Source organism: Candidatus Defluviilinea gracilis, assembly GCA_016716235.1.
Taxonomy (GTDB): Bacteria; Chloroflexota; Anaerolineae; order Anaerolineales; family Villigracilaceae; genus Defluviilinea; species Defluviilinea gracilis.
Genome location: JADJWS010000003.1, coordinates 128961 through 153563, shown reverse-complemented (window position 1 = coordinate 153563; position 24603 = coordinate 128961). Strand labels below are relative to the sequence as shown.

The 24603-nt window shown below is 53.8% G+C and carries 27 protein-coding genes; 14 read left to right on the top strand and 13 right to left on the bottom strand.

All coding sequences use genetic code 11. The features are described from left to right. Nucleotides 1-163: 163 nt before the first annotated feature. Nucleotides 164-961, bottom strand: coding sequence for a hypothetical protein (locus tag IPM31_14535; protein MBK9008197.1), 798 nt, complete (start codon nucleotides 959-961; stop codon nucleotides 164-166). Between the two features lie 303 nt (nucleotides 962-1264). Between IPM31_14535 and IPM31_14530 the strand changes: the two genes are divergently transcribed. The 3 genes from IPM31_14530 to IPM31_14520 all read left to right on the top strand — a co-directional run bounded on the left by IPM31_14530 (nucleotide 1265) and on the right by IPM31_14520 (nucleotide 4673). After that, a complete protein-coding gene (locus IPM31_14530; GenBank protein MBK9008196.1) occupies nucleotides 1265-2119 on the top strand; it encodes a hypothetical protein in 855 nt (284 codons plus the stop codon). Further along, on the top strand, nucleotides 2109-4034 hold the full coding sequence (gene alaS / locus IPM31_14525; protein MBK9008195.1) for an alanine--tRNA ligase: 1926 nt from the start codon (nucleotides 2109-2111) through the stop codon (nucleotides 4032-4034). Before IPM31_14530 ends, alaS begins: the two co-directional genes overlap by 11 nt. A gap of 102 nt (nucleotides 4035-4136) precedes the next feature. Beyond that, the gene (locus IPM31_14520; GenBank protein ID MBK9008194.1) at nucleotides 4137-4673 is read left to right on the top strand and encodes a hypothetical protein; all 537 of its coding nucleotides are present in this window, start codon (nucleotides 4137-4139) and stop codon (nucleotides 4671-4673) included. Between the two features lie 59 nt (nucleotides 4674-4732). Here the strand turns inward: IPM31_14520 and IPM31_14515 are convergent, their stop codons facing one another. Together IPM31_14515 and IPM31_14510 are read right to left on the bottom strand one after the other, a co-directional pair. After that, on the bottom strand, nucleotides 4733-5521 hold the full coding sequence (locus IPM31_14515; GenBank protein ID MBK9008193.1) for a methyltransferase domain-containing protein: 789 nt from the start codon (nucleotides 5519-5521) through the stop codon (nucleotides 4733-4735). A gap of 71 nt (nucleotides 5522-5592) precedes the next feature. Beyond that, on the bottom strand, nucleotides 5593-6384 hold the full coding sequence (locus tag IPM31_14510; GenBank protein ID MBK9008192.1) for an HAD family hydrolase: 792 nt from the start codon (nucleotides 6382-6384) through the stop codon (nucleotides 5593-5595). A gap of 167 nt (nucleotides 6385-6551) precedes the next feature. On the opposite strand from IPM31_14510, the gene IPM31_14505 reads away from it, so the two are divergent. The 11 genes from IPM31_14505 to IPM31_14455 all read left to right on the top strand — a co-directional run bounded on the left by IPM31_14505 (nucleotide 6552) and on the right by IPM31_14455 (nucleotide 14262). Further along, complete coding sequence (locus IPM31_14505; GenBank protein ID MBK9008191.1) at nucleotides 6552-8042, top strand: baseplate J/gp47 family protein; 1491 nt, start codon at nucleotides 6552-6554, stop codon at nucleotides 8040-8042. 187 nt (nucleotides 8043-8229) lie between these two features. Next, complete coding sequence (gene ruvX / locus IPM31_14500; protein ID MBK9008190.1) at nucleotides 8230-8640, top strand: Holliday junction resolvase RuvX; 411 nt, start codon at nucleotides 8230-8232, stop codon at nucleotides 8638-8640. 94 nt (nucleotides 8641-8734) lie between these two features. Continuing rightward, nucleotides 8735-9838 carry an endolytic transglycosylase MltG gene (gene mltG / locus IPM31_14495; GenBank protein ID MBK9008189.1) on the top strand — a complete coding sequence of 368 codons (1104 nt, stop codon included), beginning with the start codon at nucleotides 8735-8737 and terminating at the stop codon, nucleotides 9836-9838. A 59-nt stretch (nucleotides 9839-9897) separates the two neighbouring features. Then, nucleotides 9898-10134, top strand: coding sequence for a ChpI protein (locus IPM31_14490; GenBank protein MBK9008188.1), 237 nt, complete (start codon nucleotides 9898-9900; stop codon nucleotides 10132-10134). Beyond that, complete coding sequence (locus tag IPM31_14485; protein MBK9008187.1) at nucleotides 10128-10475, top strand: type II toxin-antitoxin system PemK/MazF family toxin; 348 nt, start codon at nucleotides 10128-10130, stop codon at nucleotides 10473-10475. The genes IPM31_14490 and IPM31_14485 overlap by 7 nt, the downstream gene beginning before the upstream one ends. A gap of 82 nt (nucleotides 10476-10557) precedes the next feature. Beyond that, complete coding sequence (locus IPM31_14480; protein MBK9008186.1) at nucleotides 10558-11496, top strand: hypothetical protein; 939 nt, start codon at nucleotides 10558-10560, stop codon at nucleotides 11494-11496. A gap of 65 nt (nucleotides 11497-11561) precedes the next feature. Continuing rightward, the gene (locus IPM31_14475; GenBank protein ID MBK9008185.1) at nucleotides 11562-12359 is read left to right on the top strand and encodes an alpha/beta hydrolase; all 798 of its coding nucleotides are present in this window, start codon (nucleotides 11562-11564) and stop codon (nucleotides 12357-12359) included. An 86-nt stretch (nucleotides 12360-12445) separates the two neighbouring features. Further along, a complete protein-coding gene (locus tag IPM31_14470; protein MBK9008184.1) occupies nucleotides 12446-12805 on the top strand; it encodes a hypothetical protein in 360 nt (119 codons plus the stop codon). Nucleotides 12806-12938: 133 nt separating this feature from the next. Beyond that, a complete protein-coding gene (locus IPM31_14465) occupies nucleotides 12939-13571 on the top strand; it encodes a hypothetical protein (protein MBK9008183.1) in 633 nt (210 codons plus the stop codon). A gap of 116 nt (nucleotides 13572-13687) precedes the next feature. Next, nucleotides 13688-13930 (top strand): hypothetical protein, encoded by a 243-nt coding sequence (locus tag IPM31_14460; GenBank protein ID MBK9008182.1) that lies wholly within the window; start codon nucleotides 13688-13690, stop codon nucleotides 13928-13930. Then, on the top strand, nucleotides 13930-14262 hold the full coding sequence (locus IPM31_14455) for a type II toxin-antitoxin system RelE/ParE family toxin (GenBank protein MBK9008181.1): 333 nt from the start codon (nucleotides 13930-13932) through the stop codon (nucleotides 14260-14262). Before IPM31_14460 ends, IPM31_14455 begins: the two co-directional genes overlap by 1 nt. A 38-nt stretch (nucleotides 14263-14300) precedes the next feature. Here the strand turns inward: IPM31_14455 and IPM31_14450 are convergent, their stop codons facing one another. From IPM31_14450 to IPM31_14405, 10 genes are all read right to left on the bottom strand, one after another. After that, a complete protein-coding gene (locus IPM31_14450) occupies nucleotides 14301-14531 on the bottom strand; it encodes a hypothetical protein (GenBank protein ID MBK9008180.1) in 231 nt (76 codons plus the stop codon). Beyond that, a complete protein-coding gene (locus IPM31_14445) occupies nucleotides 14528-15484 on the bottom strand; it encodes a hypothetical protein (protein ID MBK9008179.1) in 957 nt (318 codons plus the stop codon). The genes IPM31_14450 and IPM31_14445 overlap by 4 nt, the downstream gene beginning before the upstream one ends. Nucleotides 15485-15564: 80 nt before the next feature. Continuing rightward, entirely contained in the window at nucleotides 15565-17544 is a 1980-nt protein-coding gene (locus IPM31_14440) for an amidohydrolase family protein (protein ID MBK9008178.1), read from the bottom strand. A 53-nt stretch (nucleotides 17545-17597) separates the two neighbouring features. Further along, complete coding sequence (locus IPM31_14435) at nucleotides 17598-17810, bottom strand: DUF2283 domain-containing protein (GenBank protein ID MBK9008177.1); 213 nt, start codon at nucleotides 17808-17810, stop codon at nucleotides 17598-17600. Between the two features lie 263 nt (nucleotides 17811-18073). Next, nucleotides 18074-19036 (bottom strand): succinylglutamate desuccinylase/aspartoacylase family protein, encoded by a 963-nt coding sequence (locus IPM31_14430; GenBank protein MBK9008176.1) that lies wholly within the window; start codon nucleotides 19034-19036, stop codon nucleotides 18074-18076. Further along, entirely contained in the window at nucleotides 19033-20208 is a 1176-nt protein-coding gene (locus IPM31_14425) for a competence/damage-inducible protein A (GenBank protein MBK9008175.1), read from the bottom strand. The genes IPM31_14430 and IPM31_14425 overlap by 4 nt, the downstream gene beginning before the upstream one ends. 76 nt (nucleotides 20209-20284) lie before the next feature. Beyond that, nucleotides 20285-21274 (bottom strand): ornithine cyclodeaminase family protein, encoded by a 990-nt coding sequence (locus IPM31_14420; protein MBK9008174.1) that lies wholly within the window; start codon nucleotides 21272-21274, stop codon nucleotides 20285-20287. A 95-nt stretch (nucleotides 21275-21369) separates the two neighbouring features. Further along, the gene (locus IPM31_14415; protein MBK9008173.1) at nucleotides 21370-22083 is read right to left on the bottom strand and encodes an ABC transporter ATP-binding protein; all 714 of its coding nucleotides are present in this window, start codon (nucleotides 22081-22083) and stop codon (nucleotides 21370-21372) included. Nucleotides 22084-22103: 20 nt separating this feature from the next. Continuing rightward, the gene (locus IPM31_14410) at nucleotides 22104-22889 is read right to left on the bottom strand and encodes an ABC transporter ATP-binding protein (GenBank protein ID MBK9008172.1); all 786 of its coding nucleotides are present in this window, start codon (nucleotides 22887-22889) and stop codon (nucleotides 22104-22106) included. 14 nt (nucleotides 22890-22903) lie between these two features. Beyond that, entirely contained in the window at nucleotides 22904-24601 is a 1698-nt protein-coding gene (locus IPM31_14405) for a leucine/isoleucine/valine transporter permease subunit (GenBank protein MBK9008171.1), read from the bottom strand. Nucleotides 24602-24603 lie beyond the last annotated feature (2 nt).

The following is a 24603-nucleotide window of genomic DNA, read 5'->3' as shown; positions in this document are numbered from 1 at the left end:
AAATCCGTGACTTCCGTGCAATCCGTGTCCAAAGAGATCGTTAACCGCGACTTATAAGAAAGCCCTGCCCAGTTTTTGGCTTGTTCATTAAATTGGCATGGCTGTCTTGAATCAAAAAACTCACCTAATTTTAGGTGAGTTTTTTGAAATCCGTTTTTTATTTCTATGGAATGTTATAGGAAGTCAATTCGATGACGCTGTTCCCGCCGTCGCCTGTTTTGGCTGTTTTGACCGCGCCGACATTTTCCGCATACCAACTCGTCGTGGTAAATTTGAGCGCAGTTGTCACCGGGGTGTTCGCCATGGTGATCGTGATGTTCATGTTCGTCTGACAGTCCACGCGCATGGCGTCGAACGTCCCCGCAGGGACGGTCACCGATTCAACCCCGACTGCTTTGCACGAATTGGTGAATTCATTTTTTGCGGGGATCTGATTGCCGCCGATATCTTCCGTCCCTTCGAGGGTTATGGCTTGCTCCCACGTGTCGCCAGGCTTGATCGTTGCGGGCAAAGTAACTCCGCTTGACGAAGTGGTTTTGAAATCGGCGGTAGCCTTTTCTGTACTCACGGTCCCGGATGTGTCGGCGCTCGGATCGAGCATGATCAACGCGCCGTCGTCGCAGTTCCAATATCCCTGGCGGGTGACTCCCGTGCCAAAGACATCTTGTTCACTGAAACTACTCGCTTCAACGGAAATGACGCTGTGGATATACGTGTCGGCAACGTCGCCGGTCATGCTGTAGTTCCATGTCGCGCCTTGAACAATGGGCAGATAAGGATTATCACATGCGCCGCGAGAAATATTGGAAGAAGATTGGTCTTCCTGCGGCGCGGTTTCTGTCGAGTTTCCTCCTTGCGGCTGGGTCTCCTCGGTAGGCGCTTGGCTCCCTACATTACATGCCAATGTGGAAAGTATCAGAACACTGGCGGCGAACACGATGGAAAATGTTCTTTGTTTCATGATGTATCACTCCTTCTTGTTTGGGTAAACGTTCGAATCGAGTATAGTCCTCTCAGTTTAGGAAAGTCTGAATTTAGGAAGAATGGAGGATAAACCCCTCCCCAAAATCTGCCATGCCTCGTATAATCTCGCTCAATGAAAATCAACTTCACATCCTCTGCCGCCGCTACATTGCGCGTCCTGTGAATCTGTCACGGCTTGAGGCTGAATGATAACGACCAGTCCCGAACCCAACAGGTTCGGGATTTTTGTTTCACCCGCTTGGTATAATTCGCCCGTCATTGTCAAAATTGTGGAGTTCTCATGAGCAAAAAACTTACCGGCAACGAAATCCGCCAGACCTTCATTGACTTCTTCGTCGAGCATGGACATACCGCCGTGCCTTCGATGTCGCTCGTCCCGGGCGGCGACAGCACGCTTCTTTTCACCAATTCGGGCATGGTTCAGTTTAAGGATGTCTTTATCGGCACCGACAAAAAACCCTACACCCGCGCCGTTGATTCGCAGAAGTGTATGCGTGTGGCAGGCAAGCACAACGACCTCGAAGACGTGGGACGCGACGACACGCATCACACCTTCTTTGAGATGCTTGGCAACTGGTCGTTCGGCGATTACTACAAAAAAGAAGCCATCGCCTGGTCGTGGCAACTGCTCACCGAAGTGTGGGGTTTGCCCAAAGATAAAATTTACGCCACCTGTTTTGAAGACGACAAAGGCAATGTTCCGCGCGATGATGAAGCGGCTGACGCATGGAAGGCGCAACCCGGCTTCGACCCTAGTCATGTTTTGTATTTTGGTCGTAAAGATAACTTCTGGCAGATGGCAGAGACCGGTCCATGCGGTCCGTGTTCCGAGATCCATTTAGATCGCGGCGAAGAGTTCGATAACCTGCGCGGCACCGACCACGTCTGCGGCGTGAACGGCGAATGTACGCGCTACCTCGAACTCTGGAACAACGTCTTCATCCAATACAACTTATTCGACGACGGACGCCTCGAGCCGCTTCCGCAAAAACACGTGGATACCGGCATGGGCTTCGAGCGCATCGTGTCCGTATTGCAGGGCGTGGACTCGAATTACAAGACCGACCTCTTCGCCGACTCTCTTGACGTGTTGCGAAGCCTCACCCGGTCACAGCGAAAAAGAAATGCTCGATAATTTCACGCCGTATCGCGTCATCTGCGATCACGTCCGTTCTGCCGCGTTCCTCATCGCGGATGGGGTCGTGCCAGGCAACGCGGGTCGCAACTACGTGGCGCGCATGATCATCCGCCGCGCCGCGCGCTTCGGCTCGAAGATCGGGTTGAACGATCCCTTCCTCGCCAAAGTCGCCCAGGCGGTGATCAATTACTACGGAGATTTTTATCCCGAACTCAAAAAGGCTCAGCCCGCCATTTTGGATAATTTGACTCGTGAAGAGATCCGCTTCGCGCGGACGGTGGAGGCTGGCACGGCTCACCTTGAGACTCTGCTCGCCGACCTGAAATCCTCCAATTCTCTAATTCTCGATGGGCATCGCGCCTTCGACCTCTACGCCACTTATGGACTTCCCTTCGAAATCTCCCGCGACATCGCCCGCGAGCAAGGACTCGACGTGGACGAAAAAGGATTCAACGAAGCAAAGGAGAAACACGCGCTTGCCTCCGGCGGCGGAAAAGCCATGGGCAAACTCGGCGGCGAAGATGCGGAATTCTTTGCCGAGATTTTGAAAGACTTACAATCGAAGAAGAAGCTTGGCGCGAACGGCGTTGAATATGATCCGTACAACAGCCCGCACGTGGAGGGTAAAGTTCTCGCTCTGATCGTAAATGGCGAGAGTGTTGATTCTGCTTCGCTCGACGATCAAGTCCAAGTGATTTTGCCAAAGACCGGCTTCTACATTGAGTCGGGCGGGCAGGTGGATGATATGGGATACATCAAATCTCTCCCCCCATTTTCGGAGAAAATGGGGGGAGCCGGAGGGGGGTGGGAAATTGAAATCTCCTCCATGCGGCGCGCTTCGGCGGGTGTGATCGTTCACGTTGGCACGGTCATTTCGGGTCAACCTAAAGTGGGCGACAACGCCATCGCCGAAGTGGACTTGACCCGCCGCCACGACATCATGCGGAATCACACCGCCACTCATCTCTTGCACAAAGCATTGCACACCGTGCTGAGTGACCAAGCCACGCAAGCAGGTTCATTGGTCGCGCCCGACCGCCTGCGCTTTGACTTTAACCACCCCGAAGCATTGACTTCCGAGCAACTTGATCGTATCGAACACATGGTCAACGATGCTATCGCGGCAGATATGCCCGTGAAAAAAGAAAGCAAGTCGCTGGAGGAAGCTAAAAAAGAAGGCGCGATGGCGTTGTTTGGTGAGAAATACGGCGAGACTGTGCGGACGATTTCGATTCTGGAAGGTTTGGAAAGTTCGTCCAGCAGTTCAACTGCTGGACGAACAAAGTATTCCTACGAACTCTGCGGCGGCACGCACCTCGAACGGACATCGGACATCGGCGCGTTCCTCATTGTGAGCGAAGGTTCGGTCGCGGCGAATGTGCGGCGCATCGAAGCGGTGACGGGTCGCGGCGCGTATGAGTTGATTGCGAAGCGATTCAAAACGTTGAAACAATCCGCGGCGTTGTTGAAGACTTCGGTGGATGAAGTCCCTCAGAAAGTGGAAAGCGGACAAAGCGAGATCGCCGAGCTGAAAAAGGAACTTGCGAGTCTTCGCGCCCAAGCCGCGCTTTCATCCTTCCAGTCTCTAGTCTCTAATCTCCAAGTTGTAAAAGATACGCACATCCTCGCGGCAGAGATACCCGATTCCAATGCAGACACACTCCGTATGCTCGCCGACAAGTTCCGCGAGAAATATCCGAAGGGTGGAGTCGCTCTACTGATAACTGGGTCAGCCGTCATCGCGGTAGTGACCGAGGATCTCGTCAAGCGCGGACTCAAGGCGGGCGATCTCATCACGGGTATCGGCGGCAAGGGCGGCGGGCGTCCCAACATGGCGCAGGGGAGTCTCGCTGGCGATGCCAAAGAGGCGTTGAGTAAAGTTGCGAAAGTCGTCGAAGAAAAATTGAAGTAAAACTGTAGGGCAGACTAATGGGTCTGCCCTTTGTTGTGTAGTACATTCTTCCCTCTACTTGGAAAAATAGATGGGATTATGATTATCTCAAAAGGAGTTCGAATGTCACGACTATTTAAAGTTTCAATGTTTACGCTGGTTCTCGTTTTCCTGCTCGCCTGTTCGCTGATCTCCAACCCGGTCAACGACGTAAAAAATGCGGCGAACACCGCGCAGGCTGTTGCGTCTGATGTGAGTTCTTTTGCGAGCGCCATGCCCATGGAAACGCTGGAGGCTTTGGCGACTACCATGCCGCTCGGAACGTTGGAAGCCCTGCCCAGCGAGATCGCGCAGATCGGAAATTACTTCGACCCGCAAGGGACGCCGGTGGCTGAATGGAACGGCATCCCGATCATGCCGCAGGCGACGGCTGGACAGGAATTCGACGCGAACAATTACAGTTTCAAGTTCACGGGCACAGCCAAAGAAGCGGCAGATTTTTATACCAGCAACTTGGGCGCTGCCGGCTGGTCGCCGATGGTGACCACGTCGGACGAGCAGGGCGCTTTGCTGGTCTACTCGCAAGACGATAAGTTTCTGACGGTTACAGTTGCCGGCGCGGACGATGGAATTGTCGTGTGGATGTCGTTTACACAGTAGTTCGAACGTAATATCGAAAAGAGACAGGCGTATCGCCTGTCTCTTTTTTTGTCTGTTTGCTATTTTCCACGCCGCGCCATAAACCAACCCCAGCCTTGTTCCCCTCTGCGGTTGCGGACGAGTTTTTCCTGCCACGATTTTCTGATCTCAGGGAGCGAGCCGTCGTTGGGCAGTTTCGCCAGTTCGAGTTCGAGGTAATCGCCAAAGAGCGGAGTCTTATCCATTGCCCGCACTTCGACGAAGCCCGCCTGCTCGATGAGTCTGCCGTACTCGCCGACGGTATACAGGTCGTAGCCGCGTTGCGCAACGTAGGCGAGAAATTCGTCGCTGTGTTTGCCTTCACCCCAGCAGTAATCGGTGAAGAATAACAAGCCGCCCGGTTTGAGCGCGCGCTTGAGCGTTTGGAATAACTTCGCTTTTTCAGGGATGTGCAGGAACGCGTCGCGGCTGTATGCCACATCGTACTTTGAGTCGAAGCGGCTCTCGAGGATGTCGCCAAACTCAAAGGTCACGCGCGAATCGAGATTCAATTCCTGCAAACGTTCGTTGGCAAGCGACAGCATGTTGTGCGATAGGTCCAGCCCGTGAACATGCGCGCCGTACTCCTGAGCCATGTGGAACGCCGAGCCGCCGAGACCGGAGCCGATATCCAGCACTTCCATCCCCGGTTTCAAATTCAGCATTTTTATGATCTCGCGCGTGCTGTCCAGTCCGCCGGTGCTGACGAAAGCATGACCGTAGATCTTCTCATATTTCAAAATGCCTTCGCGCGTATATTGGCTGGCGTCCAATTGCGCGCTGTGTTCCTCTACGGAAGAGGCGATGTGGGTTTCGTCCAGAATGTCCATGGATTGTTTCCTTTGAAAATAAAAATTAGACCCTCGAGATTTCTACAACCGTGAGGGTCTTTGTGGAAGTGTCAAAAAGCAAAATCGGGGTTCAAGCCGTTTTGCGGATCGATGCTTTCGTTCCCCGCCAGCGACTCTACATACGCATGCAGGTCATCCACCGAATCGATGATCACATCGGCAAACGGGATCAAATCCTTTGCAGCGGAGACTCCCGAAAGGACGCCGACCACTAAACCCGCGCCTGCCGCGCGTCCCATCTTCAAATCCGACGTGGTATCGCCGATCACCATCACCTTCGATGGTTCAATGTTCATGCGCTGGCAGATCGTTGTCACCATTTCGGGCGCGGGCTTGGAGGGGATTCCATCGTCCGAGCAGACCATCGTCGTGATGAAGTCTTCGATGTCGAACGCTTCGATCATCGCCTGAGTCGGCGCGCGGTCGTCGGAGGTGGCGATGCCGATCTTGATATTCTGCTGATGCAGTTTGCTGAATAACGCCCACGTGTCGGTGAATTGTTTTGCCGAAATTACAGGGTCGGGGATGCACCAGCCTTCATCCACGACTCGTTCCGCCTGTTCAGCGGATAGCCCCTGCGCCTGCATGACCTCGACGGTCAATTGGCGCAACTTACCCATTGGCGAAGCCGCCATCATGCCATGCGCCAGGACTTTTTTCGACGCTTGATCGTAACCGAACGCGTCGCATAACGCGTCGCGCACTTGGATGCCGCTTGCCCGATGTAATTGTTCCGCCAGATAGAGCGCCCATCCGCCCCACATTGCGTCAAAGTCAATGAGCGTGCCGTCCTTGTCGAAAATGATCGCTTGCGCTCGAAAGTGTTTTAAATCGTTAAACAAAAGAGTTCTCCCAAAATATGACCCGCATTGGATGCGGGTCATATTCACTGATGTGGATTTTGAAGCGGCGCATATTGTACTTGTTTTTTTCTCTTCCCGCGCTCGTCATACGCCCAGTGCAGGATATGTCGTCGCTGTGGATGCGGCTCAAGTTATAATTATTCGCAATGAAGACCAAGATCATCACCCTCGAATCGCACGATGACCTCATCTCCGTCCGCGACAGGATGTCGTGGGCGAAGACGCCGCGCATTTTGTTGGTGGCGCCCAAGTTCGAGAAGATCGCGCTTCGTCAAGCGGACTTGAAAGTTTTGCAACGGCACGCGTCGTCACTTGGCGCGCAGGTGGGGTTGGTGACTCGCACAAGGCGCGTGCGCGCAGACGCCGAAGAGTTGGGCATCCCTGTTTTTGAGTCAACGGCGGAGGCGCAGAAAGAGGCGTGGGCGCAGAATCCGCCGAAGAGGTTGACGCGAAAGCCTCCAGCGAAGAATCTGCGTGAGAAGCGGGAGCAGGTTCAAGTCCGAGAAGAAGCGTGGCGCGCGCATCCCGCTACACGGCTTGGCGCGTTCATCGTCGGCGTGATGTCGGTGTTTCTCATCGTCGCGTTGTTCATCCCGCGCGCGCAAATCCGATTGAAACCGATCACTGAAACGCAAAGCATTGTGATCCCTGTGATCGCGAGTGAATCGACCGAGTCTGTTTTTGTGACGGGCAACATCCCTGCGCGTGAAAAACGAATCATTCTCGACGGCGCGCAAACGGTTGTGGTGACGGGCGAGGGCGTTGTGCCGCAATCGAAAGCGACTGGCGTTGTTGTGTTTCGCAATCTCACGTCGAACGCGGTGACGATACCCGCTGGCACAATTGTGGAGGCGGCGCGTGACGCGCTCGTGCAATTTGTGACTCTTGAAGACGGCATCATCGCGGCGGGCGTCGGCAAAGAACTTGAGATTCCCGTCGAGGCGGTGGAGAGCGGCGCGATCGGCAACCTGCCCGCAGAGTCGTTGATCGTCATTCGCGGCGCGCTGGGGCTTTCGCTTTCGGTCACGAACCCCGAGCCGACGGAAGGCGGGCGCGAACAATCGTCTGTGCAGGCGAGCGATGCGGATCGCGCGCGCGCGAAAGAGTTGTTGATGAAATCTCTCGACGAAGACGCGCGTATAAAATTTTTGAACGATGTTGGTTCGGGCGATATTCTTTTTGATAAAACGATTTCCATCTCGCAAATTTTGTTGGAAGAATTTGATCCGCCTGCGGGCGCGGCTGGAACCACGTTGACGTTGACCTTGCAAGTGGAATATTCCACGCGTTACGCCTCCGCTTCAGACTTGAGTGAGCTTGCCTCGCTTGCGTTGAACGCTTCTCTCCCTTCGGGCTTTCGCGTTGCATCATCCAACGTGAAAACTGAATCCGTTGGCTTACCTGTGTTAAGTGAAGACGATTCTACGCGTTGGCAGTTGCGCGCCGAGAGGCAGATCGTTCAATCGGTTGACGTCGCGCAGATCGCAACATTGATTCGCGGCTTGAGCGTGAATGAAGGGCGTGCACGCTTGGACGAGTCGTTTGATTGGGAAAGCGAGCCAGTGATTTCAATGTTCCCCTCGTGGTGGAAGTGGATTCCGTTGTTGCCGTTTCGGATTGAGGTGGTTACGGAGTGAAGGATGAATTATGAAGGCTTGCGTTGAGCTGTGTCGAAACGATGAAAGAGGAAAGAAGAAAGTGGAAAGTAGTGAGTTTCAAGATTCATGTTTCATGTTACCTGTCTACCTGTCTACCTGTCTACCTGTCTACCTGTTTACTTGTTTACTTGTTTCCGTGTCTACCTATCTACGGTGATTTACCCCAATGCGTATCCTAGCAGTTGACCATGGCGAAAAGCGGATCGGTCTCGCGCTCAGCGACCCGACCGCGACGATTGCCAGCCCATTCAAAGTGATCGAGCATGTTTCCCGTCTGCTCGACGCGGCGCAGGTGGCGAATCTTGCCGCTGAAAATGAGGTCGGCTTGATCGTCGTCGGTCAATCGTTTGACGAAGAAGGCAAACCGAATCTGGCAGGCAGGCGCGCCGCGAAATTCGCCGACGCGTTGCGCGGGCAGACTCACATCCCTGTGGAGTTGTTCGACGAATCGTTCAGCACGCAAGACGCGCGCACGGCGGTCGTCGAAATGGGCGTCTCGCGCAAGAAACGCGCGGGGCACCACGATTCGTTGGCGGCGGTGGTGATACTCCGTTCCTATTTAGAGTCGCGGAAGTGAAAGGTACTGCGTACTGCGTACTGCGTAAGGTGAGGTACGAGATACGAATTACGAGATACGAGTTACAACCTGTTTCCGTGTTTACCCAGCCCCCATGCGCAAACTCATCCTCCCAATTCTCTTAATTCTCACAATTCTCTGTTTTCTCGTTGCCTTCATCGCCATTCCCTCCGAAGCCGCGCGGATTTACGGTCCGCCCGCGCCGTGGCTGACGATATTCCAGCGCGCGCAATATTCCGCGCGATTGTTGTGGTACGACGGCTTGCTCACGCGTCCGCTGAATGGCGAGGCGAGCGAACGGAATTTCAGAATCGAGTCGGGGCAGTCGGTGAGTTCGATCGCGGCGAGTCTGCAAGATGCGGCATTGATCCGCGACGCTGAATCGTTCCGCGACTATTTGGTGTATTCGGGGCTGGACACGTCCATTCAAGCGGGCGAGTACAAACTCAGCGCGGCGATGTCCGCGATTGACATTGCGCGGGAGATTCAAGACGCGAGCGCCACCGAAGCGACATTCACTGTCCTCGCAGGCTGGCGGATGGAGGAGATCGCCGCGTCTCTCCCGACCTCGGGCTTGGCAATCACGCCCGACGAATTTCTCGCCGCCGCGCGGAATCGGCGCAACGATTACGATTTTCTCGACGGCGCAGACTCTCTCGAAGGATTTCTATTCCCCGATTCGTACATCCTTTCGCGCAACATATCGGTCAACGAATTGATGGATGAACTTCTCCGCAACTTTTCGCTGAAACTCACTTCCGAGTTGACTCACGGTTTTGAACAACAAGGACTGACGGTGTATCAAGCCGTGATCGTCGCGTCCATTGTGGAGCGCGAAGCTGTGCAGGATGAAGAGAAGCCGTTAATCGCTTCGGTCTATCTCAATCGTTTGAATATCGGGATGAAACTCGAAGCCGACCCGACCGTGCAATACGCGCTGGGGTTTGATTTCGCCGCTGGAACGTGGTGGAAGAATCCGCTCAGTTTGGACGACCTGCAATTCGACTCGCCATTCAACACATACGTCTACGCAGGTTTGCCGCCCGCGCCGATCTCCAATCCCGATTTGGATTCTCTGCAAGCGGTCGCGTTCCCTGCTGAGACGCCGTACTTCTTCTTCCGTGCCAAGTGCGACGGTTCAGGGTATCACTCCTTTGCGGAGACATTCGAGGAGCATGTGGCGAATGGATGTGAGTAAATGGCTTCGACGCGAGGTATAATGTCGAAGGTTGCTTGTCTTGTAAAAATAGGTGAACTATGAAATCTGACATTTCCATCCCCAATCCAGTTTTCCATGCCGCGCAAAACCTTGCTAAAAAAATGGGAGTTTCGCTGAGCGAGTTGTATACCGCCGCACTGAATGCGTATGTGGCAGAACATGAAACGGAAAACATCACAGAGACTTTGGATCAGGTCTATGCCAATGAACCCTCGGCGCTTGAGCCTGAGATAGTGACGATGCAGGTCGTATCGCTGGATGGAGAACAGTGGTAATTCAACGCGGGGAAATTTGGTGGGCAGACCTGCCCGAACCTACAGGCTCAGAACCTGGTTTTCGCCGCCCAGTGTTGGTCGTTCAGTCCGATGATTTCAATCGCAGTCGCATTGCAACTGCGATTGTTGTTGTCATCACATCCAATCTCAAATTAACAAACGCGCCTGGAAATGTATTTTTGCCACTAAAAGCCACAGGCTTATCCAAAGATTCGATTGCGAATGTCTCGCAGGTCCTAACAGTGGACAAAAGTTTTCTGACCGAGAAGATCGGTGATCTGCCAATTTATCTTCTCGAACAAGTTGAAGCGGGTTTGCGCTTGGTCATGGGGTTAGGCTAAAAGACATTCGGCGTAAATTTTACCAATCAACAATTTGGGGAACATCTTGCAACATTTCTGAATCCCAACCTGTATATGTGCTATGAGAACATTCAAAAAATTCGTGTTGACGCTGTCTACGGGTTACATTTTCTTTCTCTTCTCCGAACTTTTATTTTGGGCGCGCAAACGTCCCGAGGATTCGCTCGGCGAATGGGCGATGACCTGGCTGGCGTATTCGTTGATGGGGTTCGTGTTCCTCCTGATCGTTTCGCGCTTCAGAGTCAAAAACATCTGGGCGTTATTTCTCGCGGGCGCGGTGTTCGGCTGGTTTGGCGAAGGCATCGTGGTGCAGACGACGTACGAGTCCCTGCCGCTCTCGATCTCCTTTACCACGCTTGCGTGGCACGCGCTGATTACGGTCTGGATTGGATGGTATGCGATTCGAAAATCCCTGCGTGCCTCGAATCCTTTCTCGACGTTGAAACTGTCTCTAGCCATCGGGCTTTGTTACGGCTTGTGGGCGATCATGTGGTGGCTCGAACCCGATGGAGGAGTTTCCTCCGTCGCTGAATTTGCGACATTTTCTTTCAGCGCAGGGATCCTTGCCATCCCCGCTTACTGGCTAGCAGACTGGAGTTCCTCCGAATCCTTCCGCCCGAATCGTTGGGCGAGCATCGCCATTGTGGGTTTATTCGCTTTGATGTTCCTCTTCGTGGTTGTGCCGAGCAATCCGCTGACGATCATTATCCTGCCGACCTTGTTGGGGCTGGCATATCTCGGCTTGCGCTGGAATCGATTGAGTGAAGATGACGGCTCGATACTGACCGATTTCAGCGTCCCTGCGCCAGTGTGGAAATATCTCTCGTTGTTGGGCATCCCCGCGGCGGGCGTTTCTTTTTATGCGCTTGCGGCGTCCCTGCAATTGCAGTGGCAAACGAATTGGGTCTTGTATCTCATCACAACCCCGCTTGGATTTATTTTGTTTGGCATGAGTCTGTATAAATTGCGGAAGAGAAAATCCGCCCTTGTTTCAAATTGATGAATATAATTGACATCCAATGCGTTTTTTGTTGACGCAACTCTCCAGTTGAAGAGGATGTCGATATGTCAAAAGCAACGGTCAACAACATCGAGTTGTATTACGAAACTGCTGGAAGCGGAGAATCTGTTTTATTCATTCACGGACTCGGCTCCAGCGCCCGCGACTGGGAAATGCAAATCCCCGCTTTTACCAAACAATTCAAAACGACAGCCTTCGACCTGCGCGGACATGGACAATCGCAGAAGCCGAAGGGACCGTACAGCATGTCGCTGTTTGCGAAGGATACTGCTGAATTGATTCGGTCACTGGGAGTCGGCTCTGTCCATGTGGTGGGGATTTCACTGGGAGGGATGATCGCATTTCAACTGGCTGTGGATCATCCAGAATTGGTCAAGAGCATGGTGATCGTTAATTCTGGTCCCGAACTCGTGGTTCGCACGCTCAAAGAACGCTGGCAGGTGTTTATGCGGTTTGCAATTGTCAGATTGATGGGGATGCGTAAAATGGGCGAGGTGTTGAGTAAGCGGTTGTTCCCCAAAGATGGACAAGAGAAATTGCGCGAGATATTTGTCCCGCGTTGGGCGGAAAATGATATCCGTGCCTATTTGGATACGATGCGCGCTATCGTCGGCTGGAGCGTGGTGGATAAAATTCAAAATATCAAATTTCCCGTTTTGGTGGTGGCGGCTGATAATGATTACACACCCGTATCAGCCAAAGAAGCGTATATTCCCAAGTTGGGGAATGCAGAATTGGTCGTCATTGAAGATTCCCGCCACGCCGTGCCTGTTGAAAAGCCCGATGAGTTTAATCGCATTGTGTTGGGGTTTTTATCCAAGCAAGAGTTTTCTGTTCGCTAATCACTTCCTCAATTACAACGGGGGCGGGAGCGATCTGCGTTCCTGAAACAAGATATAATCGCGCAAAAATAACAATGAGGAGAAAAATGTCTGAAGATATATTTTTGGCTAAAGCGCTTGCCGCAGTTCAAAGAGCAGACTATGAGGAATTAGAAGGTTTACGCGACGAGATCAAGCCCGAGTATGTTTCGCGGCTTGCGGCAACGTGGAATAAATCCATGCCGTGGAAGACGAAGGATGCTTACATTACTTTGTTGATGGATCAATCTGGCGCGACGGTGCGGAAAATTATGCTCGATGCGCTCGATTCTCCAACGGTAGAGTCGCGAGCGTATGCGCTGTGCATTCTCAAGGGGGATTTTGGGTTGTTCGATTCGTTTTTGACGGATGGCTGGGTGGATCAAAATAAGGTGGATACAGCGTTGGCGCAGTTTCGGGCGGAGTAATTCGTTTGCGTGTTGCCCGATCCTTTGTTTCGACGGGATTGGGCGCGGCGATGAGGCGGGCAATGTATTTGATGTTGGAACAAATCCATTTTCCGATCCGTTAAACAAACATCCAAATCGTTAGGAGGCAAATATGACTCGCGTCAAATTCCAGTTTGTGACATTGACCTTAGTTCTTTTGTTGACCGCTTGCGGCGTTCAGGCAACAGCCGTACCGACAGATGCGCCTACATCCACTCCCTTGCCTACAGCGACAATAACATTCACGCTGACAGCGCCTCCAAGCCCAACTTCGACTCTCACTCCAATCCCCTCCGATACCCCGATCCCTCTGCCTGCATCGCTTATTGGAACGATATCTATCTCGAATGGCAGTGTTAAGCCATTTTCCAGCACAGTCGAACTGCGGATGGCCGAATCGTTCGATTTGGTCGCTGGCGAAAAGACGAACTCGAAAGGGGAATACAAGATTGAAGACATTCAACCTGGAAAATACGAATTGTGGGTGTTGATCACCGCTAAATCCGCCATGCTGTCGGGGTGTAACGATGTGCGTCCGCAAGATGAGGCGTGGAAGATCGGGGTCAATTTTGAGGACGGCCAAGGCTTGACGATGGAAAACGCTTATCTCTCGAAGGCGTTGTTTCTCGTAGATGGTTTACAAAGCGCGGGCTTGAAGGCGAAGGGCTATTACGCCGTGCTGTCAGATTTTAAAATATTATCGGGTGTTGAAAACAAATTCGATGTTACTTTGTACTGTGATTAATGAGATACGAATCAACGACTCCTAAACCCATTCCGTACTTCTCGCATGGAGTTTTTGTTGGAGTTTGAATTCCTGAAACAAGTTATAATCGTCGTTGCACAAAAGGAGTTCGAGCAATGATTTACCCAACCTTGCGCGCCACAGTTCGCAATGGCAGGATCGAATTGTTAGACGACGTTCAATTGCCTGAAAACGCGGAAATATTGGTCACCATCATGGATGAAACGCCGCTTGAGTCGCTGACACTCGGCGAACATCTCGCGGCGGGATTGCAAGACATTCTACTGGGAAGAGTTTCCCGCGCCGACACGCCCGAGGAGCTGGCTTCTCATCTCGATGCGGTGTTGGAAGACGCTTGATGAAGTATCGCTTCATTTTCACAACTTGGTTCGACCGAAATTTGAAATCGCTGCGCAAGCATAATCCCAGCTTACGCAGCGATTTTGAATCTTTCCTGCAAGCGTTTGACGCCGAGGCTCATCCCATCATTCCGCGCACAGGTGGAGCACGAAAGGCAAGGATGTCTGCGAAAGGGCGTGGCAAACGGGGAGGCTATCGCGTGGTGTATTATTTTGTCCTTGAGGATACCGTCTGGCTTCTTACGATCTACGATAAAGTTCAAAAAGAAAACCTTTCACCCGATGAAGAAAAAATCATTCAAGGGTTGATCGAAAAAATACAATCACCCTGAGTTAAGTGACGGTCACATCAAAGATGACCGTCACTTTTTTACGGATTCCTAAACCCATCCCACACTTCCATTGCGGGTTTAAGTGATCGGTCGGGATTCAAAAAGCCGATGAACGCAAAATTGGATAAGCCTTCTGTGTCTTTGGGATCGCGTCCCTGCTTTGCCATTTCTGCCGCGTACGAGTCCATGTTGAAGTCGGTGAGGATGGTGTTTACCCAGAACGCGAGGCGCGGTCCGAGTTGGTCGTGGACTGCGTTGAGGAAAATCACCTGGTCTTCGGGAGAACCTTGCGCGAAGCCGACGGGACGGGAGGAGAATCCGCTTTCAGCAATGGCGACAGGCTTCCCCGTCCCGTCCGCAGGAGAAGCGGGGTGTAATAGTCTGCTGGAATATCTGAGGCGGAGGGAAACACAAAGTAGGGATAGGTCGAGATCACCCATAAATCCAGATTCGGTTCGAACGCTTCGATCTGTTCCCAATTCGGGCTGAGTCGCTGACGATTGCCCTCCTCGGGCTGGGGGAACATGTTGTTGAGATCATCCCATTGAAAAGTGACGAAGATCTGCGTGTCTGGCGCTTCGGCTTTGACCAGCGCGTACATTTCGTTGTAGAGGCTGATGAAGTTGCCCGCGTCGTCGGGATGCGCGTCCATGTAGGTGTTGATCTCGGAGGCGAGACCGAGATAGCGCGGATGAAATGTGCGCGCGACCCACAGCGCGTAATTGCGATACGCGGAGCGAACATCGGGATTTGCAAAACTCGCCTCCCAGCCAGCAGGCAAGCCAATGAACTCGCGGCGATTGAGACCGTTGAGGGCATCAATGACGAAGATGTATTCGAGATGATTTTGATTTGCAAGTTTAACTTGATTGATCAAGTCGGTTTTCGTTTGCGATTCAGATTCTGTTCCGCCCACAAAATCTTCCCACGCTGTGTTTTGCTGGATCAAAACAAAATCGGCGTGTTGATCCATATCTTTGTAAAGTTGGAAGATGCTATCGAGTGTCGCTTCGGGCGGGGAGGGGAAGAATCCGTACGCGGTTTTGCCTGAGTCGAAGATGGAGTCTTCGGGAGGCGGCGGGACGCCTCCGCCGTTGCAGGCGAGGGAGGCGAGGAGCAGGATGGAGAGGGAGAGGAGGAGTCTGCGCATTTTATCACCTTGATTCGTGCCGTTGCGAAGGACGACGTTGGCATTGAGCCTGTCGGTGGGAATCAATCTCATGGAAACAGGAGATTGATTTGGGCGAGTAGCATCGCCCTCGCAATTTCATACAGTTGGCAGGGATAAAAAGTTGCGCGATTCTATTTGTTGGCTACGATGTCAATGTAATCTTCGGTCACTGTTTCGCCGTCTGCCGCGCCGAGCAGTTCGAGTAGTTCGTTGAGGAGATCGGCTTTGTTGTCGGCGTCTTTGCGGCTCCACGTGCGCGATTTGACTTCAAGGAAGTGCCCGAGCGGCGGCGTGGTCATGTGATCGAGGTTGATGTAAAACTCGGTGTCTTTGTATTTGATGAACCAGCGTAGGCGGTCTTTTTCGATCGTAATTTCGGTCTTCGGTTTGAAATACTCCCGATAGAAACGAAGCGAGTTTGTGGCGGGCGCGAGGAAGCGACTGCGCGATAACAGCACTTCGTGTTCAAAGTGTCCCTCGCGCTTTTGCCCCAGCAACGTGAGTCGCGCGCGCGTTTGCGTGACCGTGTTCTTGGCATCGTCCACGAAATCGTCTTCGCGGAAGCGCAGACGTCCTTGCGACTCATCCTCGAAGAAGAAGTACGCGTCATGTTGACGATAGTGACGTTCGTACAGAATGTCTATCTCGTCTCGCATCAATTCGCGGACGACGCGGTCTGGGTCCGTGATTTTGACCTTGACCTGCACCTCGAACGATTCCTCTTCCATCGAGCCGCCGAGAGCGATGAGTTTCGATAACACCGATTGTTCGCGTTCGACGAGGAACGAATCAATTTGCTTGGCGAGGTCGGCGGCTTGGGCGAGCAGTTCATCTTCTTTGAGTGTGAGCAATTGACGATCGCGCATGATCCATTTGCCGTTGATCATCACGTCGGTCACATCGGTGGATTTGCTGGCGTAGACGATCTGCGCGTACGCGTTGTCTGCCGAGCGGCGGAAGGAGGGGGAGTTGTGGACAGGGCTGAGGTCAACGAGGATGAGGTCGGCGCGGCGGCTGGGGGTGAGCGAACCAGTTAGATGTCCGATATGAAGCGCTTGGGCGCCGAGGCGCGTCGCCATGAGCAAGGCTTGCGGCGCGGGGAGCGACGTCGGATCGTTGGTCACCGCTTTGGCGATGAACGCGGCGAGGCGCACTTCTTCGAACATATCCAGATCGTTGTTCGAGGCGGGACCGTCTGTGCCGATGCCGACGTTGAGACCGGCGTCGAGCATTTTCACCACAGGCGCGAAGCCCGATGCAAGTTTGAGATTCGACGAAGGGTTATGTGAAACGCCCGCGCCCGCGTGATGCAGGGTGCGGATCTCGCCGATGTCGAGATGCACGCAATGCGCGGCGATGACCTTGGCTTCGAGTAGTCCCTGTTTCTTCACGTATGGAATGACGGGTATGCCTTGTTCTTTGCGCATGTTGTCCACTTCGAAGGACGTTTCGGCGAGATGCGTGTGAAGCGGAATATCGAACTCTTTGGCGAGTTCGGCGGTTTCGCGCAAAATATTTTCTGTGGTTGTGTAGGGCGCATGCGGCGCAATGGACGGAACGATAAGCGGATGCCCCTTCCACTTTTTGATGTAATCGCGCGCTTTTTCCATCGCGTCTTCATACGACGCCGCGTCGGGCGTTGGGAATTTGAGAATGGATTGCCCGCAGATGCCGCGCATCCCCGCGTCTGCGGTGGCGGTGGCGACAGCGTCTTCGTAGAAATACATGTCGTTGAAGGTGGTCACGCCGCTTTTGATGAGTTCGGCGCAGGCGATGGATGTTCCCAAGCGGACAAATTCTGGTGAGGCAAATTGCCGTTCAACGGGCCACATGTAGCCTTGCAACCACACGTCGAGTCGCAGATCGTCTGCGATGCCGCGCAGGAGGGTCATCGGCACATGCGTGTGCGCGTTGACCAAGCCCGGCATGAGGATCTTGCCTTTGCAGTCAATCGTTTCTTTGCCTGAATATTCTTTCTTGATCGCGTCTTCGGGTCCCACCGCGACGATGCTGTCGCCTGTCACTGCGACCGCGCCTCGGTTGTATTGGGTCATTGTTTCGTCCATGGTGAGGACGTGGGCGTTGAGGAAGAGGGTGTCTACGGTTTGCATGAATTCTCCTGAAAGTAAGCAAAAGGCGGCATCTCTGCCGCCCGATCGTATTTCTATTGCGGGCTTGCTGTGACAAGCGCGGGTTCGATCTCAAAGATCACGCGACCTGAGGTCTGTGACAGCACGCGATGGGCATCGAGAATTTCCAAGCCCGCTAGTGTACCGTCGGGACCGTAATCGGCGAGAATTTCTTCGGTTAATTGGCGCGTTTCCGCTTGCCCTGCTTCGAGGTGCAGGAATTCAAGGTAGAGGGCGTCAACATTCATGTCGAAAGTAATTTTCATTGCCTAATCACTTTTGCTAATTATACATCTTCCTGCATTTGAATGATGTTTCCAACTCACCTTATGCAAAATTTCCTCTGGTTTGACATTATTCATTTGGCGGATCGGTGACCGTCCACGAATGCGCACGAATAAACGAATTGATTTGCCGACATTCGTAAATTCGTGGTCTTTATTCGTGGACGGTTCACTACCAATCGCACCACTTCGACTTGCACTCGGCACTCCGCTCCGTGCGGATGTGGTTACGGAACAAAATTCAAAAATGCCTTCAACGCCTTCAAGTTTGCGGCGAAATCGGTGTTCTTGTGGTCGCGCAATTCCATGTCCACTGCCGCGCCGACGCCGTTCTCGACCGCCCAATCGGCGAGTGTGCCTGTGTACACACACCCAGTGTCCACCGGGGGGTATGGATAATTCGTCGCTTTTGCCAATGCTTTGGCAAGTTGCTTTGATTCTTGAGTCCATGGCACGCCGCCGGGGAAGACTCCCAGCGCGGCGCTGTGATAACTAATTAATGCGGTGATGTTTTGCCCCTCGATGAAACTCATCACGGAACGCGTTTCAGGTTCCGAACCGCCGTACAAGCCGCCTGTGGTGGGGCGATAGATCCAACAGCCGTCGCGGTCCCAGTCGGCGGACCAATTTTCACTGGGGAAGTTGCGGTTCAAATCCACGCCGTTATTGTTGACGCGCCCGTCCACGCCGTGGGCGCGGGCTTCGCCATCGGGGTTCATGTTGCGGATAATGTACAGGGTCGCATCCGATGGAATCGCGCCCGGGTCTTTGCTAAGATGTTCGATCAATTCGTTTGCCAGCGCAATTGTATTCCATTCGTAGCCGCCGTGGATGCCCGCCACGATCAAATATTCGCGTTCGCCGTTTCCGAATTTGTACGCTTCGAGAGGATAGCCCGCAACTGAATAACCGATAACGTTCGGCGCAGGTCCGTTGTTGAGCACAAACGGCGTCGACGTTTCAAACACATACGGCGTGAAATTTGGGAATGCCGTCAGCGTCGGTAAAAAGAAGGTTGTCGGCGCGGCTTCCGAGGCGGGGGCGAACTTTGTTGGCTGGCTGGGCGCCACGGCTTCCACCGTCTGGTCGGTCAAATAGAATGCCGCCCCGGCGAGCAGGCACAGCAATATCACTCCATTCACGATCCAGATTGAATACACCCAAACGCGCGCCGATGTGCCTCGTTTCATCGAGCATTTTCCATTGCCCGGCGGCGCATCCAATCGAGCGCAAGATTCACCGACCACATCGGCAGACTGCGCGGAGGTCCGCCATAGGTGACATGGTGCGTCTTTTCGCCTTCGGGTGTGATGAGCGCCATATCCGCTGAGCGGTCTTCGATATTGATCATGACCCCCAGCGCGACATCGGCTTTGGATTCGTTTCGCGCGGCGCGAAGGGTTTCGATGAGATTGGGAACCTGGAGATTGGAGACTATTGTGGTGCGCGAGATCTTTCGCGCAAGCAAACCGTTCAAATTGGATTCCAACCCGGTCAGACTCCAGCCCCGGCTTGCCACGGCTTGGAGAGCGGAGTCTTCCAGTGTGTCTTCATCTGCCCCGAAGACCACCTCCCCGAGCCGCGCGCGCACGTCTTGTTCGATCGTCGCGATCATTTCATCCGCTTGCGTTTCATCTTTTGCTTTTGCCGCGATGCGAATGTCCACAACGCCGGTGTGCGCGGCGAGACCGACCGTCGGGTTACTCAACGTTTCGAGATCGGCGATCTTCTCGTCGATCAATCCTTCGCCCAAGCCCGCGCAATGCAAGATTTTGATTTTGATGAGTTCGTTGAGGTTGAACCGTTGTTGTAAATATGGAATCACCGACTCGTGCAGGACGTGTTCCATTTCGTTGGGGACGCCGGGCAGGGAAATGACAACACCCCCCTCTTTCTCTCCCCCCATGTTCTCCGAAAATGGGGGGAGTTGGAGGGGGGTCTCCACAATAAAACACGGCGCGGTGCCGACGGGGTTTTTGATCCCAATCGCGCCTTTGGGGGCGTAGGCTTGCTTTTTTTGATTCTCGGAGGGCTTGCGCCCGTAGCGCGAAATGTTTTCGACGACCTGTTCCCACAAATCTTCGCGGAATTCGAGTTCCACGCCTGCCGCGCGCGCCACCGCTTCGCGGGTGGGGTCGTCAATGGTCGGACCCAAGCCTCCCGTGGTGATGACAATTTCCGCGCGGCGCATCGAGTTGCGGATGGATTCCGCGATCCGTTCGACGTTATCGCCGATGGTGATGGTGCGGAACAAGTTCACGCCCATGCCGCGCAAGACGCGCGCGATATACCGCGTGTTCGTGTCTACGATCTCGCCGAGGAGAATTTCCGTTCCGATGGTGATGATTTCTGCAGAGGGCATTTTTTTCTCTGTCACAGAGAGCGTAGGGATTCTGAAGAAAAACTCAAAGGTCTCTGTGCGCTCTGTGGCTGATTTTCTAAAATTTTACTTCAACGCCAAGCTTCATGGCATGAGCATTTTTTAACGCGACTTGCGCGGCGACGGCATCTTGAACCGCGTTGCCAACGGATTTGAAGAAGGTGATCTCGTCGTCCGCCTGCCTGCCTGAGTGTGTTCCCAAAACGATCTCGCCAAGTTCGGCATGGATGCTCGCCTCGGTGATCAACCCCGCTTTCATGGCTTTGACGATGTCGCCAGCCTCGTCCATGACAGTGGCGCGCGAATCGACAACGATGCGAGAGCGCGCGACGGTTTCGATGGGGAGTTCCTGCATCTCGGGCGTGTACGCGCCGATGGCGGAGATGTGCGTTCCTGTGTTTACGTCTTTATCATCGAAGATGGGTTTCTTCGAGCCTGTCGCTGTGCAGATAATGTCCGCGTTTTCGATGGCTTCTTTGGGAGTCTTTGCCACGCGGATGTCTTTGGGAATATTTCCAAGCCCAGCCATTTCTTCAACGAACGATTCTGCTTTTGATGTGGTTGGATTATAGATGAACGCGGTTTCGATGTTGCGGGCGGAACACGCGGCTTCGAGCTGGGTCTTCCCTTGTGGTCCCGCGCCGAAGATGGCGACAACCTTGCTGTCTTTGCGCGCGAGCAGGTCAATTGCCGCGCCGCTCCCTGCGCCAGTGCGGATGGCGGTGAGGGAACTTCCTTCGAGCAACGCAATCGCGCGACCTGTCTCCGCGTCGAAGACTAACACTGCGGCTTGAATGTAGGCGAGTCCGCGCGGGGGGTTGGATGGATACAACGACACGACTTTGACTGCGAGCGCTTCGGTGGAATCTTTTTTCATGTAGGCGGGCATGAACAGGCTGACCGCGTCGCGGCTGGGGATGGGGAGACGAGTCCGCAATGGCGCGACAGCCGTCCCGTCGGAAAGAGAGGCGTAGGCGTCCTTCATGGCGGCTATGGCAGTGTTCATCGGCAGGGCTTGTCGAACTTCAGTCGCATTGAGGATGAGCATGAGTTATTTCCTATGATAACAGGGCATTGCGTGGTGGTAGCAAAAAGCGCAGAGGGGATGGATTCTCCTCTGCGCTTTGTCTTTGAGGCGAACGGTTACTCCATCCCCAGATATGCCTTTTGCACGGTGGGGTCTTTTTTGAGGGCTTCGGCGGCGTCTTGCAACACGATCACGCCAGATTGCAATACATAGCCACGGTTGGCGATGGAGAGCGCCATGAGGGCGTTTTGCTCCACGAGTAAGACGGTCACGCCTTCTTTGTTGATCTGTTGGATGGTTTCAAAGATCAACTCCACCAGCACCGGCGCGAGACCCATCGAGGGTTCGTCCATGAGCAGGAGGGTGGGGTGAGCCATGAGCGCGCGCCCGGTGGCGAGCATTTGTTGTTCGCCGCCCGAGAGTGTGCCGGCGATCTGGTTGCGGCGTTCTTTCAAGCGCGGGAATAAGCTGAAGATACGTTGAATGTCGGTATCGTATTCCGTTTTCGAGTTGCGGCTGTACGCGCCCATGTCGAGGTTTTCGGTGACGGTGAGGCGGGCAAAGATGCCGCGTCCTTCGGGGACCATCGCGATCCCTTTGTAGACGATATCGTTCGCCTTGTGCCTGGCAATATCTTCGCCGTTGAGTTTGACCGTTCCCGCGCGCGGTTTGAGCAAGCCGGTGATCGTGCGCAGGATGGTGGTTTTTCCAGCCCCATTCGCGCCGATGAGCGTGACGATCTCGCCTTTGTCGACAGTGATCGAGATGCCTTTGAGCGCGTGGATGTTACCGTAATACGTGTGAATATTATCGAGTTCAAGCATTGCCATGGTGATATTCTCCTCGCGGCTTAGTGGTTTACTTGCCCGGCTGTGCCGCGACCGAGATAGGCTTCGATCACGCGTTGGTTGCCTTGAATGTCTTTGGGCGTGCCCTCGGCGATCTTTTCGCCATAGTCGAGCACGGTGATCTTTTCAGAGATGCCCATGACCACGCGCATATCGTGTTCGATCAACAGGATGGTGATCCCCAATTCGTCGCGCAGGTGGCGGATGAACTTCGTCATCTCTTCGGTTTCATTAGGATTCATGCCCGCGGTGGGTTCATCGAGCAGGAGCATTTTGGGTTTGCTGGCAAGCGCGCGCCCGATCTCGAGCCGCCTCTGATCTCCGTAGGGAAGGTTGCGCGCCAGTAGGTCGCCTTTTTTTGCCAGCCCGATGAAGTTCAAGAGCCGCAACGATTCCTCGAGGGCGGCTTTCTCTTCGCGTTTGGTTGCCGCCGTCCCGAAGATGGGACCGAATAAAGTCGCTTTCATTAATGGGTGTTGACCCACCAGCAGGTTTTCGATCGCCGTCAGGTTTGAGAATAGACGGATGTTTTGATAGGTGCGCGAAATCCCTCGAATGTTGATCTGGTCGGAGGAAAGACCCAGGATCGAGCGTCCGTTGAAAACGATATCGCCTTCTTCCGGCTTATAGAAGCCAGTGATACAGTTGAAGAAAGTTGTCTTGCCGGCGCCGTTCGGCCCGATCACACTGTAGATGGACTTTTCAGGGATCTCGATGGAAAGAGTGTTGACTGCGGTAAGACCGCCAAAGCGTTTTGTCACTGTTTCTGCGGTAAGTATGTTTGCCATTTTTATATACCTGCCTAGCCGCCTGCGGCGTGGCTGAGATTTTCATCTTCATGGAACTCGCGCTTGTGCACTGCTTCCGGCAGAAAGCCTTCCGGCTTGTTGAGCATCATGACGATGAGCAGGATGCCGAAGATCAAGAGGCGGTATTCCGAGAATTCGCGGAGTAGCTCGGGCAGACCCGCCAGTAACAAGCCGCCCACGATCACGCCGGGCAGGCTTCCCATCCCGCCGACGATGATGAGCGCCAGCACATTGATCGAGGTGATGAGCGTAAAACTATGCGGGTACACTGTGGAAAGTTTGGCGGCAAAGATCGCGCCGCTCAGTCCGCCGAACGCCGCGCCGGTTGCAAAAGCGAGAAGTTTTGTGGCGGTGAGGTTGATGCCCATGGCTTGCGCCACATCTTCATCCTCGCGGATCGCCTTCCAAGCGCGGCCAATACGCGAGTCGCGCAGGCGGTAGGCTACGAACAAAGCGACGAAACACGCCGCCAGAATAACGTAATACAGCGTTTGCGACGAGTCCAGAACAATCCCGCCGATGGTGGGCGAGGCGATCGACACAATGCCGAATGATCCGCCAAAATAGGGTTTGAGGAAATCCGACAGGAACATGATGCGGATGATTTCGCCGAAGCCGAGGGTGATGATGGCGAGGTAATCTCCGCGGATTTTAAGCACAGGGATACCAAGCATGATGCCCGCAAGCACTGCGACGATAACTGCAAAGGGGAGCGCTTCCCAAAACGTCCAGCGGACATCGAAGAAGATTTCGCCACCGGTTGTGGTGAGCACGCCCATGGTAAACGCGCCCAGCGCGTAAAAAGCAACATAGCCGAGGTCGAGCAAGCCGGCGTAGCCCACGACGATGTTCAAGCCAAGCCCCATGAGGATGTACAGCCCAACCGAGTTGGTCACATCGCTGAGTACGGGACCTGCAATCTGGGGCCAGATTAGCAGGAACAGCCCAAGCAATCCCCACCTCACCCAACGCTGTGTTCTTTTGGTTGCCTCTGGTAACGCGTCGCGTTTTGCGCGCCGCGCCGCGCCGTTTTTTGCGTCGTTATAGATTACGCCTGCCACAATGAGGAATACTACAATGGCGCCAAGGATGGAAAGTCCTTCCTGTCCGCGCCTGCCAAACATCCAGCCTAATGCTGATGTAACGAAAGGGAAGGGCGTCAGCGTGATGCGGACCAAGTCTTGCAAGAGGGCTAGCAAAAGCACGACAGAAAGTCCCGAAACGATGATCCGTTTCCAAAATGGCGTGGCGCCATGAACGAGCGACGCGGCAAGGCTGACGACGGCTCCAACGACAATAACGGCGATGTATGCAAGAGTGGGGTTGGAAATATCGAGAGTCAGAATTTTGTAAAGCGCGGGGCTGGCATTTACAAAGATCGACCGCAAGTTGACGACGGCGCCTAGCATTACGAAGAGAACGATCATGAGGCTGGTCGCAACGCCGGTGATGACGCCGGATGTAACCCGCGTGGAGAATGGCGCCTGTGCGTCGCGTGATGATGAATAGGCAAAACCGATGAGGATGAGCAATAAAAGCGTTTCGCCCATCGACATTTGCCCGGCGATAATGTCTCTCGCGTGGAACGATTCGACCATTCCGATCAACGAAGCGAGGATCGCAACGACGCCGCCGATCAAGCCCAATTGTATGGCTTTCAGCCACCATACGGTGTTATTTTCTTGTTCCATGA